We start from the raw sequence: 12,737 nt of genomic DNA, 5'->3' as shown, positions 1-12,737 counted from the left end.
CGGTTGCCGTCACACCCCTATGCGCGCGTCCCCGCCCCGTCCCCCTGGAGTGGTCTCCCGTGATCCTTACGGTCACGCTCAACACCGCCCTCGACCTGACCTACCGGGTGCCGCGTCTCGACGTGCACGGCTCCCACCAGGTGCGGGAAGTGGTGCAACGTCCGGGCGGCAAGGGCCTCAACGTGGCGCGTGTGCTCGCCGCTCTCGGCCACGAAACGGTCGTCACCGGCTTCGCCGGCGGCCTCACGGGCTCGGAGCTGCGCGAACTCCTCGCAGGAGAACGGAACATCACGGACGAACTGGTGACGACCGCGGGCAGCACGCGGCGCACCGTCGGTGTCGTCGACGAATCGGGCGGCGCCTCGACCCAGTTCAACGAGCCGGGTCCGCACATCTCGCCCGAGGAGTGGTCGGCGTTCCAGCAGGTGTACGCGCGGCTGCTGCGGGACGGGGGCGGCAGTGGCGGTGGCAGTGGCGGCGCCGAAGCCGTTGCGCTGTGCGGGAGCCTGCCGCCCGGGATGCCCGTGGGCGCGTACGCGCAGCTGACCAAGGAGGCGCACGCCGCCGGAGTGCCCGTCGTGCTCGACACGAGCGGCGAACCGCTGCGCCGCGGCCTCGCCGCACGCCCCGACCTCGTCAAGCCCAACGCCGAGGAGCTCGCGGGGATCACCGGCACGACCGAGCCGCTGCGCGCGGCGCGGGCGGCACAGCGGCGCGGGGCGCGGTCGGTGGCCGCCTCACTCGGGCCGGAGGGCATGCTGCTGGTCACCCCGGACGGCATGTGGCAGGCGGGTCCGCCCCGCTCGCTCACCGGCAATCCCACCGGAGCGGGGGATTCGGCGGTGGCGGGGCTGCTGTCCGGGCTGGTCGAAAGCGTGCCGTGGCGGGAGATGCTGGCGCGTGCGGTCGCGCTGTCGGCGGCGACCGTACGGGCGCCCACAGCCGGGGAGTTCGACGAAGAGCTCCACGCGGACCTGCTGTCACAGGTGACGGTCGAGGAGAGCAGCGAACCCGCTCCGGGGTGATCCAGCGGGATGACCCTCCGGGGCGACCTGACCTGACCTCACACGGACTTCTGGTTCCGCGGCGTACGGCGTCAGTCGAGCTTGCCCGCCTTGAGCCAGACCTGGTCGAGGTTGAACTCGCAGTCGTTGCCGTCCTCGCAGGAGATCTTGAACGTGTTGGAGCCCTGCTTCAGATCGACGTAGGCGTAGGTCCGGGTCCAGCCCTTCTCCCAGTCGCCCTCCTCGGCTCCGCCGAAGTTGGACATGTTCAGCGGCTGCGTACCCGGCTTCCCGTTGACGGACAGCGTCGAATTCGCGTCCTTGCCCGGTACGCCGTAGCGCACGTAGAGGGTGTAGAGACCGGCCTTCGGCACATTGCCGGCCGTCCAGGTCGCGGAGGCACCCGTGGTGTTCATGGAGCCGACGTACGAGCCGTCGCTGCTGGCGGCGCCCGGGACGTCGCTTTCCGCCGCCGCCCCGCCCGCGAGCTGGAAGGTGGCGGCGTCCTTCTTATTGCCGATGGGCTTGCCCTTGCGCGGCTTCTCAGCACCGGGCTTCTGCTGCCCGCCCTTGCCGCCCGCTCCCGCGGAGGCGGCACCGCTGTTGTCGGCCTGGCTCTGGCCGGAGGAGTTGAAGTAGATCGCCGCGCCTATGCCGATGACGACGGCGGCGACGACGGCCAGCGCGCCGACCAGCAGGCCGTTGCGGCTCCGCCCGCCGCCGGAACCACCGTGCCCCGGGCCGCGGCCGTAGCCGCCGCCGTTGCCGCCGTGGTGCTGCGGAGCGCCGCCGGGCATCGTCTCCGGCGCCGCATAGTGCGCGTTGGGCTGCTGCCCGAAGGCGGCGGTCTGCTGTGTGCCGGGGCCGTACTGGCTGCCGTATCCGCCGTACTGGCGCTCGCCGACCGCACGGACCTGGTTGTACGAGCGCCTGGGGCCGCCGCTCTGAGGTGCCGGAGAGCCCTCACCGCCCTCCTGGCGGTAGAGGTAGGCGAACGGGTCGTCGCCTTCCGGCGTCGCTCCGGTGCCGTCGTTCTCGGCGGTCATCCCCTGTCACTCCCAACTGCGTCACGTATCCGGCCGAGCCTACCTCTCCCGGGTGAGGGCCACGCCAACGCTGAATGATCGCGCAATGGACGGCAGGGGAGAACTCACCGGGCTCCACGGCCGGCCGTGCGGGGCCCGTCCGGGCCGCGACCGCACCGCCCGACGCCCTGGGGAAGTGTCCGGCTAACCGGCCCGGCGCTGGCCCTTCGAGCGGGACCGCTTCTCCACGTACATCCGCTGGTCGGCCGACTGCAGGACTTCCTCGGCGGTCATTCCGCAGCCCGCCCAGCCGATCCCGAAGCTGGCTCCCACGCGCACCGCGCGGCCGTCGACGCGGATGGGCGGGATGATCGCGTTCCGCAGGCGGACCGCCAGGTCCTGCGCCTCCGCGGGGCCGACCCCGTCCGTGAGCACCACGAACTCGTCGCCGCCCATGCGGGCCACGGTGTCGTTGTCCCGCACGCCGGCGGAGAGTCTGCGGGCGACCTCGACGAGGACGGCGTCGCCGCAGTTGTGCCCGAAGCGGTCGTTGATCGACTTGAAGCCGTCGAGGTCGCAGAAGAGGACGGCGAGACCTTTCTCACCCTGCATCGTGCCGGTCGGCGGCACCGCGTGCGTGTGGTGCGGGTCGTACATGCCCGTGGACGCGAGGACTCCGGAGCCCGCGTCCTCGAACTGGAATCCCGGGCCGAACCCGTTGCCGTCCCCCGGCCCGCCCGGCTCCGCGTGCAGCACACCGGAGATCGTGGGCGCCGCGCGGGCACAGAGCCGCCCGTTGAGACGGGCGCGCAGCTCGGCGCTGTTGGGCAGGCCGGTGAGGGAGTCGTGGCTCGCGCGGTGGGCCAGCTGCAGCTCGTGCCGCTTGCGGTCCTCGATGTCCTCGACGTGGGTCAACAGGAAGCGCGGCCCGTCGGCGGTGTCGGCGACCACGGAGTTGCGCAGCGAGACCCATACGTACGAGCCGTCGCGCCGGGCCAGGCGCAGCTCGGCCTGACCGCCCTCCGCGGACGTACGAAGCAAGGTCCCGATGTCCTCGGGATGGACGATGTCGGAGAAGGAGTAGCGCCGCATGGCGGAGGCGGGCCGGCCAAGCAGCCTGCACAGCGCGTCGTTGATGCGTATCAGCCGGCCGTGCTGGTCGCCGCCCATCTCCGCGACGGCCATCCCGCTCGGCGCGTACTCGAAGGCCTGCCGGAAGCTCTCCTCGCTCGCGCGCAGCGCCGACTGCTCCCGTTCCAGACGTACGAGCGCGCGCTGCATGTTGGAGCGCAGCCGGGCGTTGCTGAGGGCGATCGCGGCCTGCGACGAATACAACTGGAGGGCTTCGCGCCCCCAGGCGCCGGGACGCCGCCCGTTGCGCGGCTTGTCGACGGTGAGCACGCCCAGCAGTTCGCTGTCGGAGGCGTACAGCGGCGCGAAGAGCCGGTCCATGGGGTGCCAGTCGTCGGGCGCCTGCGGCGCGGGCCCCGCGGTGTGCCACTGGGGGACGTCGTCGTCGTCGAGGACCCAGCCCTCCGTGTAGGGGATGAACCGCAGGTTGCCCCACGCCTCCCCCATCGACAGCCGGCGGTCCCACGAGGCGCGCGATCCGGCCCGGCCCGCCATCATCGCCTCGGCGCCCTGACTGCCGGCGACGGCTGCGACGACGAGGTCGCCCTCGGGACGTACGAGATTGACGGCAGCGATCTCAAAGCCGAGGCCCTCGACCACGCCGTCGGCGACGGTCTGCAGGGTGTCGGCGAGGCTGCGGGCGGTGCTCAGCTGCGCCACGACGAGGTGCAGCTGGCGCAGGCTGGCAAGGCGGACGTAGGGCTCCGACTCGGTTTCCATCGCCCTCCCCCTGAGCCTCGTCCGTCAACTCCAGGTGTTCGCGGGACGTCATTGTCCGACTGCCACGGCCACTGAATCACAGCGAGCTGTGCGCCAGGTACACAGGGTCAACAATTATTGCCCGCTGTGACTCAAGTCACAACAGAGTGCAGCCCGTTGACTCCTCTCCGTGTGAGCTTGGCACACGCGCCCCGCCTCGGCCGACGCTCTCGACCGAATGACCGGTCATGAGACAGTACGGCCTTACCGGAGCGTAGAGCCTCGAATGCGCCCCATTTCACGCCCCCGATTTGCGGCGGGCGCGCGCCCCAACACCCGCCCCCGCAGCGGACTTTGACGTGCCGGCAGCCTGCCGCCCTGGTCACAGCTCCGTCACCTCGCACCCTCTTCGTCTGCACACAAGAACCACAATCCGGTCACGGGTCCGGCAGAAAGGCGCAATCCCGATCATGGGTCCCAGGTCCTGGTCCTGGGGCCCGATGCGGGAGGCGCGTACCAGCGGTTAGCGTTTTTGACGTGTCACACGCAGTGCAGCAGCAGACGAGCCCGGCGCCGGACCACCCGATGCCCCATGCTGATGGGGTGAGCGAGGACGAGTTCCGGGCGGCCATGGCGAGACTCGCGGCCGGTGTGGTGCTGGTGACGGCGTACGACCCCGATGACGGCCCGGAGGGCGCGGACGTCGGCATGACCGCCACCGCCTTCATGTCCGTCTCCCTCGAACCGCCGCTGACCATGGTCAGCGTCCGCGACGGGTCGCGCATGGACGAACTGCTGGAACGGCAGCCCTTCTGGGCCGCCTCCCTGCTCACGGAGCACCAGCGCCAGACGGCGGGCCGCTTCGCCATGAAGGGGCGCCTCAGCGACCGGCTCCTCTTCCGCGACCTCCCGCACATCCGGGGGGAGGCCTCCGGTGCGCCGCTGGTGGAGGGGGCCCTGGCGACGGTCGAGTGCCGGACCGAGCAGCGCGTACGGGCGGGCGATCACACCCTCGTCATCGGGCAGGTGCTGGCCGCGGGGCTTCCGCACGCTCCGGACAGCGGGCCGCTCACGTACTACCGGGGGCGGTACCACTCGCTGGCGAAGGGCGCTTCCTGACCGGTCGGCTTCCTGGCCGGTCGGCCTTCTTGGCCCGGCCTGGCCCGGTCCGCATCGGGACGGAGGGCGCCGCCCGGGGTCTCCGGGCAGCCGGGCCCCGACGGCCCGCCGCGCTCACCAGTCGCGTCCCGAGCGCCCACGCTTGAGGTCGCCGCGCTGTTTCTTGTGACGGAGCCGCCGCTCGTTCACGCCGCGCGGCACCTTCTTCTTGCGGCGCGGGCGCGGCGGCGGCGCCGTCGCCTCCGCGAGCAGCGCGGCCATGCGGGTGGCGGCGGCCTCGCGGTTGCGCCACTGGGAGCGGTGCTCACTCGCCCGTACGACCACGACGCCGGGGCCGACGAGCCTGCCCGTGCCCGCGAGCCGCTCCAGGGCACGCTCCTTCCACACCTCGGGCAGTGCGTCGGTGGCCCCCAGGTCGAAGCGCAGCTCGACCTGGGTGTCGCTGGTGTTGACGTGCTGCCCGCCCGGCCCCGAAGAGCGCGTGAAACGCCACACCAGTTCGGCTTCCGGCAGGGAAACCGAACCGCGGATGACATAAGGGGACGCAGAAGGGGACGGAGACATGTCTTCCATGGTCGCTCCCCGGCCACATCCGGGTCACGGCCTTTTTCCACCGGGCACCTGGAACCCGGCCATGGACGGGTTGCGTTGTGCAGGGGTAGGAACGAGCTCCACCGAGCGAATTCCATCGATCCGCTACCGACCGATTCCACACGGGATCTCACCAACGGAAGGCATCCCCATGGCTGTAAGCCTGTCCAAAGGCGGCAACGTCTCGCTCACCAAGGAGGCACCGGGCCTGACCGCCGTCACGGTCGGCCTCGGCTGGGACGTCCGCACCACCACGGGCACCGACTTCGACCTGGACGCGAGCGCCATCGCGGTCAACCCGACCGGGAAGGTCTACTCCGACCAGCACTTCGTCTTCTTCAACAACAAGGCGACACCGGACCAGAGCATCCTGCACACCGGTGACAACATCACCGGTGAGGGCGAGGGCGACGACGAGCAGATCAAGATCAACCTCGCCGGGCTGCCCGGCGACGTCGACAAGATCGTCTTCCCGGTCTCGATCTACGACGCCGAGAGCCGCAGCCAGAACTTCGGCCAGGTGCGTAACGCCTTCATCCGCATCGTCAACCAGGCCGACGAGGCCGAGATCGCCCGCTACGACCTGAGCGAGGACGCCGCCACCGAGACCGCCATGGTCTTCGGTGAGCTGTACCGCAGCGGCGCGGAGTGGAAGTTCCGCGCCGTCGGCCAGGGCTACGCCTCCGGCCTGGTGGGCATCGCGCAGGACTTCGGGGTCAACGTCTGACGTGTCTCCGTGACCGGCGCGCGTTCACGCGTGCGGAACGAGGGCGGTGCTCGCCCACGCGGGAGGAGCACCGCCTTCGTCGTGTCCGCGGGTGTGCCGCCGCGAGGGCCGGCGGCGCCATGGCCGGGGCCGGGGCAGCGAACAGGCCGAGGGCGCCGGGTACGCGCCGTGACACGATCGCCCCGTGCTCGACATCGGCTACTCCCTCTCCCGGCGCTTCCCCGACCCCCCGCAGACGGACTACCGCACCGCGGACGTACGGGCCCTGCGTCACGACTTGTTCAGCGGGGACGTCTATCTCGCCGACACGGAGACGGATCGCGAACTGTCCACAGCCTGGGGATGGTTGCCCGTTCTCGACTTCGCGTGGGCGCTGTGCGACACCGTGGAGATGATCGACGCCGACCGGCACGGCAGCCGCGCCGCGGGCCCGCAGCACGCGGAGGTGGACTTCACCGAGAGCACCGAACGGATGCGCTTCGAGCGGCGGTTCGGCTGGGTGGACATCACCGCCGACTGGTCCGGGCGGGGCGAGCCGCCGCTGACCTGCCGGCACGCGGTGCTGCGCCGTGAGGCCCGCGACTTCCTCCACGATCTCCTCGCGGATCTGACCGACATGCACGAAGGGCTGGCAGACAACCCGGCGGTGTGGACGCTGCGGGCCCGCTTTCCCCGCGTCTGAGGGCCCGCGACCCAAGGGCGTGTCTCCCGGACCTGCGCCGTTCCGCAGAGTCCGGGCCATGGCAGACGGGGGCCGTCCACTGGGCGACAAGGCCTGCTCGGCGCCGTCATCACCTGGCTACGCGCTTTGACAGTCGCGCCCTAGAAGCGGTCGAGCCGGCAGCCCGCCAGCACCGGCTCCACGGCGCCGTCGACCAACTCCCGCGCGACCAGGCGGCCCACGGTCGGGGCAAGCGTGACGGCGGAGTGCAGCACCGCCACGTAGAGGCCGGGCACCTCGACGACCGGGCCGACGATCGGCTCACCGTCGGCCGGCATGGGGCGACGGCCGACCCGGGCGCTGAGCAGTTCGACGTCCGCGGCGCCGCGGAAGGTGGACCGGACGGCGGCGAGAGTCCGTTCCGGCGAGTCTGCGGCGGCGAGCAGCCGGTCCGCGGCGACCTGCCGGAGATCGAAGTCCCGGTTGTTGACCACGGTGCGGACCAGACCGGCCGGAGCGCGGAACCGGAAGAGCGTCGCCGGCGACGGGTCGACCGGGACGCGTATGCCGAGCGGCGCGCCCAGCGCGGCCGTGGCCACCCCTGCCGCGAGCACCACAGTCGCACCGGAGAGCACTCCTGCGGCCGTCTCGACCCCGACGACCCGACCCGCGGCATCCCGGCGGACCGCGGTGACCGGGGTGTCCGGACGGACCCGGGCGCCGTGGGCGCGGGCACCCGCGACCAGCCGTTCGGTCACGCCCACCGGGTCGACGGCGCCGTCACCGGGTGCCCAGACGGCCCACTTCGGGGGCTGCCGCAGGGCGGGCTCGAGCGTCGCCGCGGTGGCCGCGTCCACGATCTCCTGCCCGGGCCCCGCCTCCGGCGCGCCGTCCGCCGCACCCCAGGACAGAGAGCCGGACCAGGTCACCGGGAGCCCCGGCAGCTCGGCCTCGAGCCGGCGGTACTCCTCCGTCGCGGTCGCCCGCAGCACGGCTGCCGGACCGGTGCGTACGCCGGACGTTCCGACCCAGGCGAACGAGTCCGCCGTCACACCGGCGCCCGGCCGCCCGGCGTCGACGAGGGTCACGACGGCACCGGCCCGGGCGGCGTGATAGGCCACCGAGGCTCCGACGATGCCGGCGCCGACGACCACCAGGTCGCTGCTCACCGCATGCTCAGCACGTTGACGACGTTCCCGTCCCCGTCGGGGGTCGCGGGCGAAGAAGCGGCGCACGCGAGCGTCACGTCGTCGACTCCGACGGACACAGACGGCAGCACGGAAGCGGACTCGCCATGGCTCATCAGGCTGAACTCGACCCCGGGCCAGGCGGGATCGGCCAGGCTCACGATCCGGCCGAGATCGATCACCGGCTCCCAACCGAGCACGCACCGACAGAACTTGAGGCTCTCCGCCGGCGCCCCGCTGGGCAGGTCCGTCATGATGCGTCGCACGCTCACCCGCAAGACTGTGCCGGAGGGTGGACCCCGGCGACAAGCGAGAAACCGGCTTGGGCGGCCACGCGGCATACCGCTCCGCCTCGGGGTGCGGGGCCGCGGCGGCGTTGCCTTGGGCGCCGTCATCACCTGGCTACGCGCTTTGAGAGACGCGCCCCAGGCCTCGGCGTCCGCGGGAGCCCGGATGCGGGTCAGCCGCCCACCCGTACCCCGAGCTCGGCGGCGAACGCCGGTGCCAGATCCATCAGTTGGGCCGAGCTGATCGTCGCACCCCCCAACTGCCCGATGCCCGCCGCGATGTCCAGCTCCGCTGCGTCCCGCAGATCCACGTCGGTGAGCTCGGCCGAGGAGAAGTCGACGCCGCGCAGCACGCAGCCGGGAAACGCGACCCGTTCGAGCGTGGCCCCGCCGAAGTCGGGCTCCACGAGCACGCAGTTCTCGAAGGTGACGTCCAGCAGCCGGCTCTGACGGAGATTGAGAAAATCGATCTTCCCTCCGTGCACCAGCACCCTGGACAGCCGCGCGCCGTGCACCTGCACGCCGCCCAGCCGGGCGTCCCGCAGTTCCAGGTCCCGCAGCTCGACGCCTGCCAGATCCGTGCCGGCCCCCGTCACGCCCTCGAGCACGCTGTCGAGCAGCCGCGTACGTTCCCAACGCGCCTCGTCCAGCGAGCAGTTGCGGATGCGGCACTCCAGGAAGCGTGCTCCCGAGGCGTCGGTGCCGCCCAGATCGGCGCCCTCGAACCCCACCCCGTCGTAGTCCCCGTCCGGGACCGGCCCGGACTCCTGCGCCCGCAGCTCCGGGAGGTCCACCTCCGGCCTGCGCGGGGCCTTGAGTGCGCGCAGCGCCTTGCCCGTCGTCGTCCTCGTCCTCGTCATCACGACATCGTGCACCGGGACACCGACAACTGCCCCCGCACCACCCCTTGGGCGGCGGTCGCGGGCGACCCGGTGTCCCGGCTTCCGCGTCGCCCGCGGCCCCGTCCTGTGCTGGTCGGTGGTTGTCCGGACGGTCCGTCCGGCGGTGCCCGGCGGTTCGTCCGGCGGCGGTCGCCGTTCGGGCCCCCGTCGGGCCGTGGCTGCTAGCCCTTCGCGTACTCGGAGGCCATCTGGCCGGCGAAGTCGTACATGACGACCGCCTCGTCGCCGACGACCCATGCGTCATGGCCGGGCGGGCATACGAACACGTCGCCGGGCCCGACCTCGGTCTCGGTGCCGTCGTCCATCTTGACCCGCATTCGGCCCTGGACCATGAATCCGTTGTGGTGGACCTGGCAGGATTCCGTCCCCGCTATCGGACGCAGCGACTCCGTCCAGCGCCAGCCGGGTTCGAATGTGGCAACCGCGAAATCCAGTCCGGTGAGGTGAAGGGCTTCGATGTGCCCGCGCGGGAAGTCGCGCCGTTCGTCCGCCTTGTCGACCGTCTTGACTTCGATCATGAGGTTTCCCTCCAATCATCCCCCGCTCATTCCATGGTGCGACGAGGGAAGCGGAAGCGGCGAACACACTGGGGAAAGAATTGAGAGGCCCGCCGAAGCCGCTAAAACGGCGGCCCCCGGGATTCCGTTCCCTGGGGGCCGCCGGCGGGTGAGCGGACACTCACCCGTTGGCGAGCACCTTGAGCCGTGCGTACGAGCCGTTGAAGCGGTTGTGGTCGCCGACCGTCTTCCCCGTCGACGTGTACTGCCAGAACGTGTGGAACGGCCAGCCCCCCGGCAGGGTGCCGACCGACTTGCCCCAGCTCGGGATCCACAGCGGGTTCGTCTTGCTGAACTTTGTCGAGTTGCCGGTGCAGGTCTTCCACCAGGTGGCGGAGGTGTAGATGACCGCGTCGCGCCCGGTCCGCACCTTGTATGTGCGCACGAAGTCGCTGATCCAGTCGACCATCCCCTTGTGGGACTTGCCGTAGCAGGCCGAGCCGTACGGGTTGTACTCCACGTCGAGCGCGCCCGGCAGCGTCTTCCCGTCCCGCGACCAGCCGCCGCCGTGCGAGGCGAAGTAGTTGGCCTGCGCGGCGCCACTGGAGTTCGAGGGAAGGGCGAAGTGGTAGGCGCCCCGGATCATGCCGCTCTTGTACGAGCCGTTGTACTGCTGGGCGAAGTGGGGGTTGCGGTAGGTCGTGCCCTCCGTCGCCTTGACGTACGCGAACCGCGAGCCGGCCTTCTTGAGCGTGGACCACGGCACGTTGCCGTTGTGGCTGGAGACGTCGACGCCCTCGACGGACGCGGTCAGGGTCCGCGAGGACGACGACGTCGCCGTCGGCGTACGTCCTTCGTGAGCCTGGAGGGTGGAGCCCATCCAGTCCTTCTCCGGGTGAGCCGGCCGCTCGTCGTCGCCCTCCGCCTCGGCGATTCCGGGGAGTACGAACAGCAGAGCGAGGGCGGTGAGGAGTACGGCGGGGGTCCTCACCGTGCCGGGGACAGCACGGCGCGACGGGCCGGACCTGGGCAGGGGCATGCGTGCCTCCGTAGATGTCGATGAGTCGCGCAAGCAGAAGCTTCGAATGTAACGGGAGAAAAACGTATTAATTGGACGCCTCGCCGTAGTGGGGCCCTCGGAGGCGCCGGAGGCCGCGGGCCCACTGACCGCCCGTCAGCCCGTCAGCCCGGCAGCCCGGCCGGCCCTGCTCACGTACGGTCAGGAGACCGCGGCAGCCCCGCGGTCTCCGCGCCGCGGTGCAGGACGTCGCGCAGCATGGCGGGGGTCAGCGTGCGCGTGAACATGTTCCGTTGGCTCGGGTGGTAGCCGCCGACCAGCCGCAGCTCCCCGTGGTCCTGCCCCCGTACGTCCGTCAGAAGGGCCTCGGTGCCGTGCCCGAACGCCGGACGCGGACGCGGCAGTCGCCAGCCCGCGTCGGCGAGGACCGGCATCAGCGCCTGCCATGCGAACCCGCCGAGCACCACGACCGTGCGCAGCGTGGGCCGGAGCAGCTCCAGTTCGCGGGCGAGCCAGGGACGGCAGGTGTCGCGCTCGGCGGTGGTGGGCCGGTTGCCGGGAGGCGCGCAGTGCACGGGCATGGTGATCCGTACGCCGTAGAGCTCCAGGCCGTCGCCGCGGTGCGTCGCACCGGGCTGGGAGGCGAGGCCGACATCGTGCAGCGCGGCGAAGAGCGCGTCGCCGGAGGGGTCACCGGTGAACACCCGCCCGGTTCGGTTGCCGCCGTGGGCGGCCGGTGCCAGTCCGACGATCGCGAGCGCGGCGTCCGCGGGGCCGAACCCCGGGACCGGCCGGGCCCAGTACTCCCAGTCGAGGAAGGCCTTCCGTTTCGTACGGGCCGCTTCCTCGCGCCAGGCGACCAGCCGCGGGCAGGCACGGCACGTGGAGACGGCTTCGTCGAGCGCGGCAGGGGTGGCTGTGCGCGGGGCCGTGGCCGCGGGGAAGCCGGGGTCGTCCTCGGGCTGCGTGGACGGTGACATCCGGGGTCTGTCTCCTCTGCTCGTCTCGGCGCTTCTCCGCTCGACTCGGCGCGAGCTCATCTTCGCGCCCGCTCGTCTTCGCGCCCGCTCGTCTTCGCGCCCGCTCGTCTTCGCGCCCGCTTCGGACGGCCTTCGCCTGCCCTTCGGCTCTCCTTCGGGCGGGGGTCGGCGTGGATCCAGGTGGCGCTGGCAGACTCGGTCCCATGCGAATGCTCTCGTCGGACGCTCACCCACGGGAACACCCCGGACGTCGCGCCGCCGTGCCGCCGCCGATCGCCGGACTCCGGTGACCACGGCCACCCCGCTGGTGACCTTCGGCCACGGCACCGCCACCCGGGACCAGCTCGCCGCCCTCCTCGTCGGCGCGGGCGTCGCCGCCGTCGTCGACGTGCGTACGGCACCGGGCAGCCGGCGCAACCCCGACGCCCGCCGCGAGCAACTGGCCGAGTGGATGCCCCGAGCCGGGCTGGAGTACCGGTGGGAGAAGCGGCTCGGCGGCTTCCGCAAGGCGGCGCCCGACTCGCCCGATGTCTTCTGGGAGCACGAGCAGTTCCGCGGATACGCGGGCTGGACCCGTGATCCCGGATTCCTCTGCGCCGTGGACGAACTGCTGCTGCAGACGGCGAAGGTGGAACGCACGGCCGTGATGTGCGCGGAGTCCCTGTGGTGGCGCTGCCACCGGCGGATCATCGCCGACTTCGCCGTGCTGGCGCGGGACACACCCGTACTTCACCTGGCGCACGACGGCCGGCTCACCCCGCACCCGCCCGCGCCCGGCGCGCGGCTGCGCGACGACGGACTGCTCGTCTACGACAGGTTGTGAGTCCCCCGCCGCCGGCTGGCCGGCCGACTCGGCGGGTGGCGTACGGGAAACGCCCCAGAGGCGTGGAGGCACGGGAGCACGGAGGC

Annotated in this window: 14 protein-coding genes; 5 read left to right on the top strand and 9 right to left on the bottom strand. The window is 71.8% G+C overall.

Annotated elements, in window-relative coordinates; genetic code table 11:
- Window positions 1–59: 59 nt before the first annotated feature.
- Window positions 60–1,025 (top strand): 1-phosphofructokinase family hexose kinase, encoded by a 966-nt coding sequence (locus ACSMXX_RS18015; protein WP_473179719.1) that lies wholly within the window; start codon window positions 60–62, stop codon window positions 1,023–1,025.
- Window positions 1,026–1,096: 71 nt separating this feature from the next.
- On the opposite strand, the gene ACSMXX_RS18010 is transcribed toward ACSMXX_RS18015, so the two are convergent.
- Both ACSMXX_RS18010 and cdgB read right to left on the bottom strand, forming a co-directional pair.
- On the bottom strand, window positions 1,097–2,050 hold the full coding sequence (locus ACSMXX_RS18010) for a carbohydrate-binding protein (RefSeq protein WP_473179718.1): 954 nt from the start codon (window positions 2,048–2,050) through the stop codon (window positions 1,097–1,099).
- Between the two features lie 183 nt (window positions 2,051–2,233).
- Window positions 2,234–3,880 carry a diguanylate cyclase CdgB gene (gene cdgB / locus ACSMXX_RS18005; protein ID WP_473179717.1) on the bottom strand — a complete coding sequence of 549 codons (1,647 nt, stop codon included), beginning with the start codon at window positions 3,878–3,880 and terminating at the stop codon, window positions 2,234–2,236.
- Window positions 3,881–4,444: 564 nt separating this feature from the next.
- Between cdgB and ACSMXX_RS18000 the strand changes: the two genes are divergently transcribed.
- The gene (locus ACSMXX_RS18000; RefSeq protein WP_473184837.1) at window positions 4,445–4,978 is read left to right on the top strand and encodes a flavin reductase family protein; all 534 of its coding nucleotides are present in this window, start codon (window positions 4,445–4,447) and stop codon (window positions 4,976–4,978) included.
- A gap of 114 nt (window positions 4,979–5,092) precedes the next feature.
- Here the strand turns inward: ACSMXX_RS18000 and arfB are convergent, their stop codons facing one another.
- Window positions 5,093–5,551: an alternative ribosome rescue aminoacyl-tRNA hydrolase ArfB gene (arfB, locus tag ACSMXX_RS17995; protein ID WP_473179716.1), complete on the bottom strand. Its 459-nt coding sequence runs from the start codon at window positions 5,549–5,551 to the stop codon at window positions 5,093–5,095.
- A gap of 169 nt (window positions 5,552–5,720) precedes the next feature.
- Here arfB and ACSMXX_RS17990 point away from each other — a divergent pair, with 169 nt between their 5' ends.
- Both ACSMXX_RS17990 and ACSMXX_RS17985 read left to right on the top strand, forming a co-directional pair.
- Window positions 5,721–6,296, top strand: coding sequence for a TerD family protein (locus ACSMXX_RS17990; RefSeq protein ID WP_473179715.1), 576 nt, complete (start codon window positions 5,721–5,723; stop codon window positions 6,294–6,296).
- A gap of 184 nt (window positions 6,297–6,480) precedes the next feature.
- Complete coding sequence (locus tag ACSMXX_RS17985) at window positions 6,481–6,978, top strand: hypothetical protein (RefSeq protein ID WP_473179714.1); 498 nt, start codon at window positions 6,481–6,483, stop codon at window positions 6,976–6,978.
- A 140-nt stretch (window positions 6,979–7,118) separates the two neighbouring features.
- Here ACSMXX_RS17985 and ACSMXX_RS17980 read toward each other — a convergent pair whose 3' ends face one another.
- The 6 genes from ACSMXX_RS17980 to ACSMXX_RS17955 form a co-directional block, all read right to left on the bottom strand.
- Window positions 7,119–8,126 (bottom strand): NAD(P)/FAD-dependent oxidoreductase, encoded by a 1,008-nt coding sequence (locus ACSMXX_RS17980; RefSeq protein ID WP_473179713.1) that lies wholly within the window; start codon window positions 8,124–8,126, stop codon window positions 7,119–7,121.
- A complete protein-coding gene (locus ACSMXX_RS17975) occupies window positions 8,123–8,416 on the bottom strand; it encodes a VOC family protein (protein WP_473179712.1) in 294 nt (97 codons plus the stop codon). The genes ACSMXX_RS17980 and ACSMXX_RS17975 overlap by 4 nt, the downstream gene beginning before the upstream one ends.
- Before the next feature lie 188 nt (window positions 8,417–8,604).
- Window positions 8,605–9,291 (bottom strand): pentapeptide repeat-containing protein, encoded by a 687-nt coding sequence (locus ACSMXX_RS17970; RefSeq protein ID WP_473179711.1) that lies wholly within the window; start codon window positions 9,289–9,291, stop codon window positions 8,605–8,607.
- Window positions 9,292–9,494: 203 nt separating this feature from the next.
- The gene (locus ACSMXX_RS17965) at window positions 9,495–9,851 is read right to left on the bottom strand and encodes a cupin domain-containing protein (RefSeq protein ID WP_473179710.1); all 357 of its coding nucleotides are present in this window, start codon (window positions 9,849–9,851) and stop codon (window positions 9,495–9,497) included.
- Between the two features lie 160 nt (window positions 9,852–10,011).
- Window positions 10,012–10,869, bottom strand: a complete 858-nt coding sequence (locus ACSMXX_RS17960; protein WP_473179709.1) for a lysozyme — start codon at window positions 10,867–10,869, stop codon at window positions 10,012–10,014.
- A gap of 170 nt (window positions 10,870–11,039) precedes the next feature.
- The gene (locus ACSMXX_RS17955) at window positions 11,040–11,828 is read right to left on the bottom strand and encodes a uracil-DNA glycosylase (protein WP_473179708.1); all 789 of its coding nucleotides are present in this window, start codon (window positions 11,826–11,828) and stop codon (window positions 11,040–11,042) included.
- A 286-nt stretch (window positions 11,829–12,114) separates the two neighbouring features.
- Here ACSMXX_RS17955 and ACSMXX_RS17950 point away from each other — a divergent pair, with 286 nt between their 5' ends.
- The gene (locus ACSMXX_RS17950) at window positions 12,115–12,651 is read left to right on the top strand and encodes a DUF488 domain-containing protein (protein ID WP_473179707.1); all 537 of its coding nucleotides are present in this window, start codon (window positions 12,115–12,117) and stop codon (window positions 12,649–12,651) included.
- The last annotated feature ends 86 nt before the right edge of the window (window positions 12,652–12,737 follow it).

Source organism: Streptomyces sp. DSM 116795 (assembly GCF_055792905.1).
Note: the sequence above shows the minus strand (reverse complement) of the source record. Positions and strands in the feature narration are given on the sequence as shown.

Coding starts and splice junctions, on each gene's coding strand:
- ACSMXX_RS18010 (WP_473179718.1), bottom strand. CDS start 2,050: ATGACCGCCGAGAACGACGGCACCGGAGCGACGCCGGAAGGCGACGAC.
- cdgB (WP_473179717.1), bottom strand. CDS start 3,880: ATGGAAACCGAGTCGGAGCCCTACGTCCGCCTTGCCAGCCTGCGCCAG.
- ACSMXX_RS18000 (WP_473184837.1), top strand. CDS start 4,445: ATGCCCCATGCTGATGGGGTGAGCGAGGACGAGTTCCGGGCGGCCATG.
- arfB (WP_473179716.1), bottom strand. CDS start 5,551: ATGGAAGACATGTCTCCGTCCCCTTCTGCGTCCCCTTATGTCATCCGC.
- ACSMXX_RS17990 (WP_473179715.1), top strand. CDS start 5,721: ATGGCTGTAAGCCTGTCCAAAGGCGGCAACGTCTCGCTCACCAAGGAG.
- ACSMXX_RS17970 (WP_473179711.1), bottom strand. CDS start 9,291: ATGACGAGGACGAGGACGACGACGGGCAAGGCGCTGCGCGCACTCAAG.
- ACSMXX_RS17965 (WP_473179710.1), bottom strand. CDS start 9,851: ATGATCGAAGTCAAGACGGTCGACAAGGCGGACGAACGGCGCGACTTC.
- ACSMXX_RS17960 (WP_473179709.1), bottom strand. CDS start 10,869: ATGCCCCTGCCCAGGTCCGGCCCGTCGCGCCGTGCTGTCCCCGGCACG.
- ACSMXX_RS17955 (WP_473179708.1), bottom strand. CDS start 11,828: ATGTCACCGTCCACGCAGCCCGAGGACGACCCCGGCTTCCCCGCGGCC.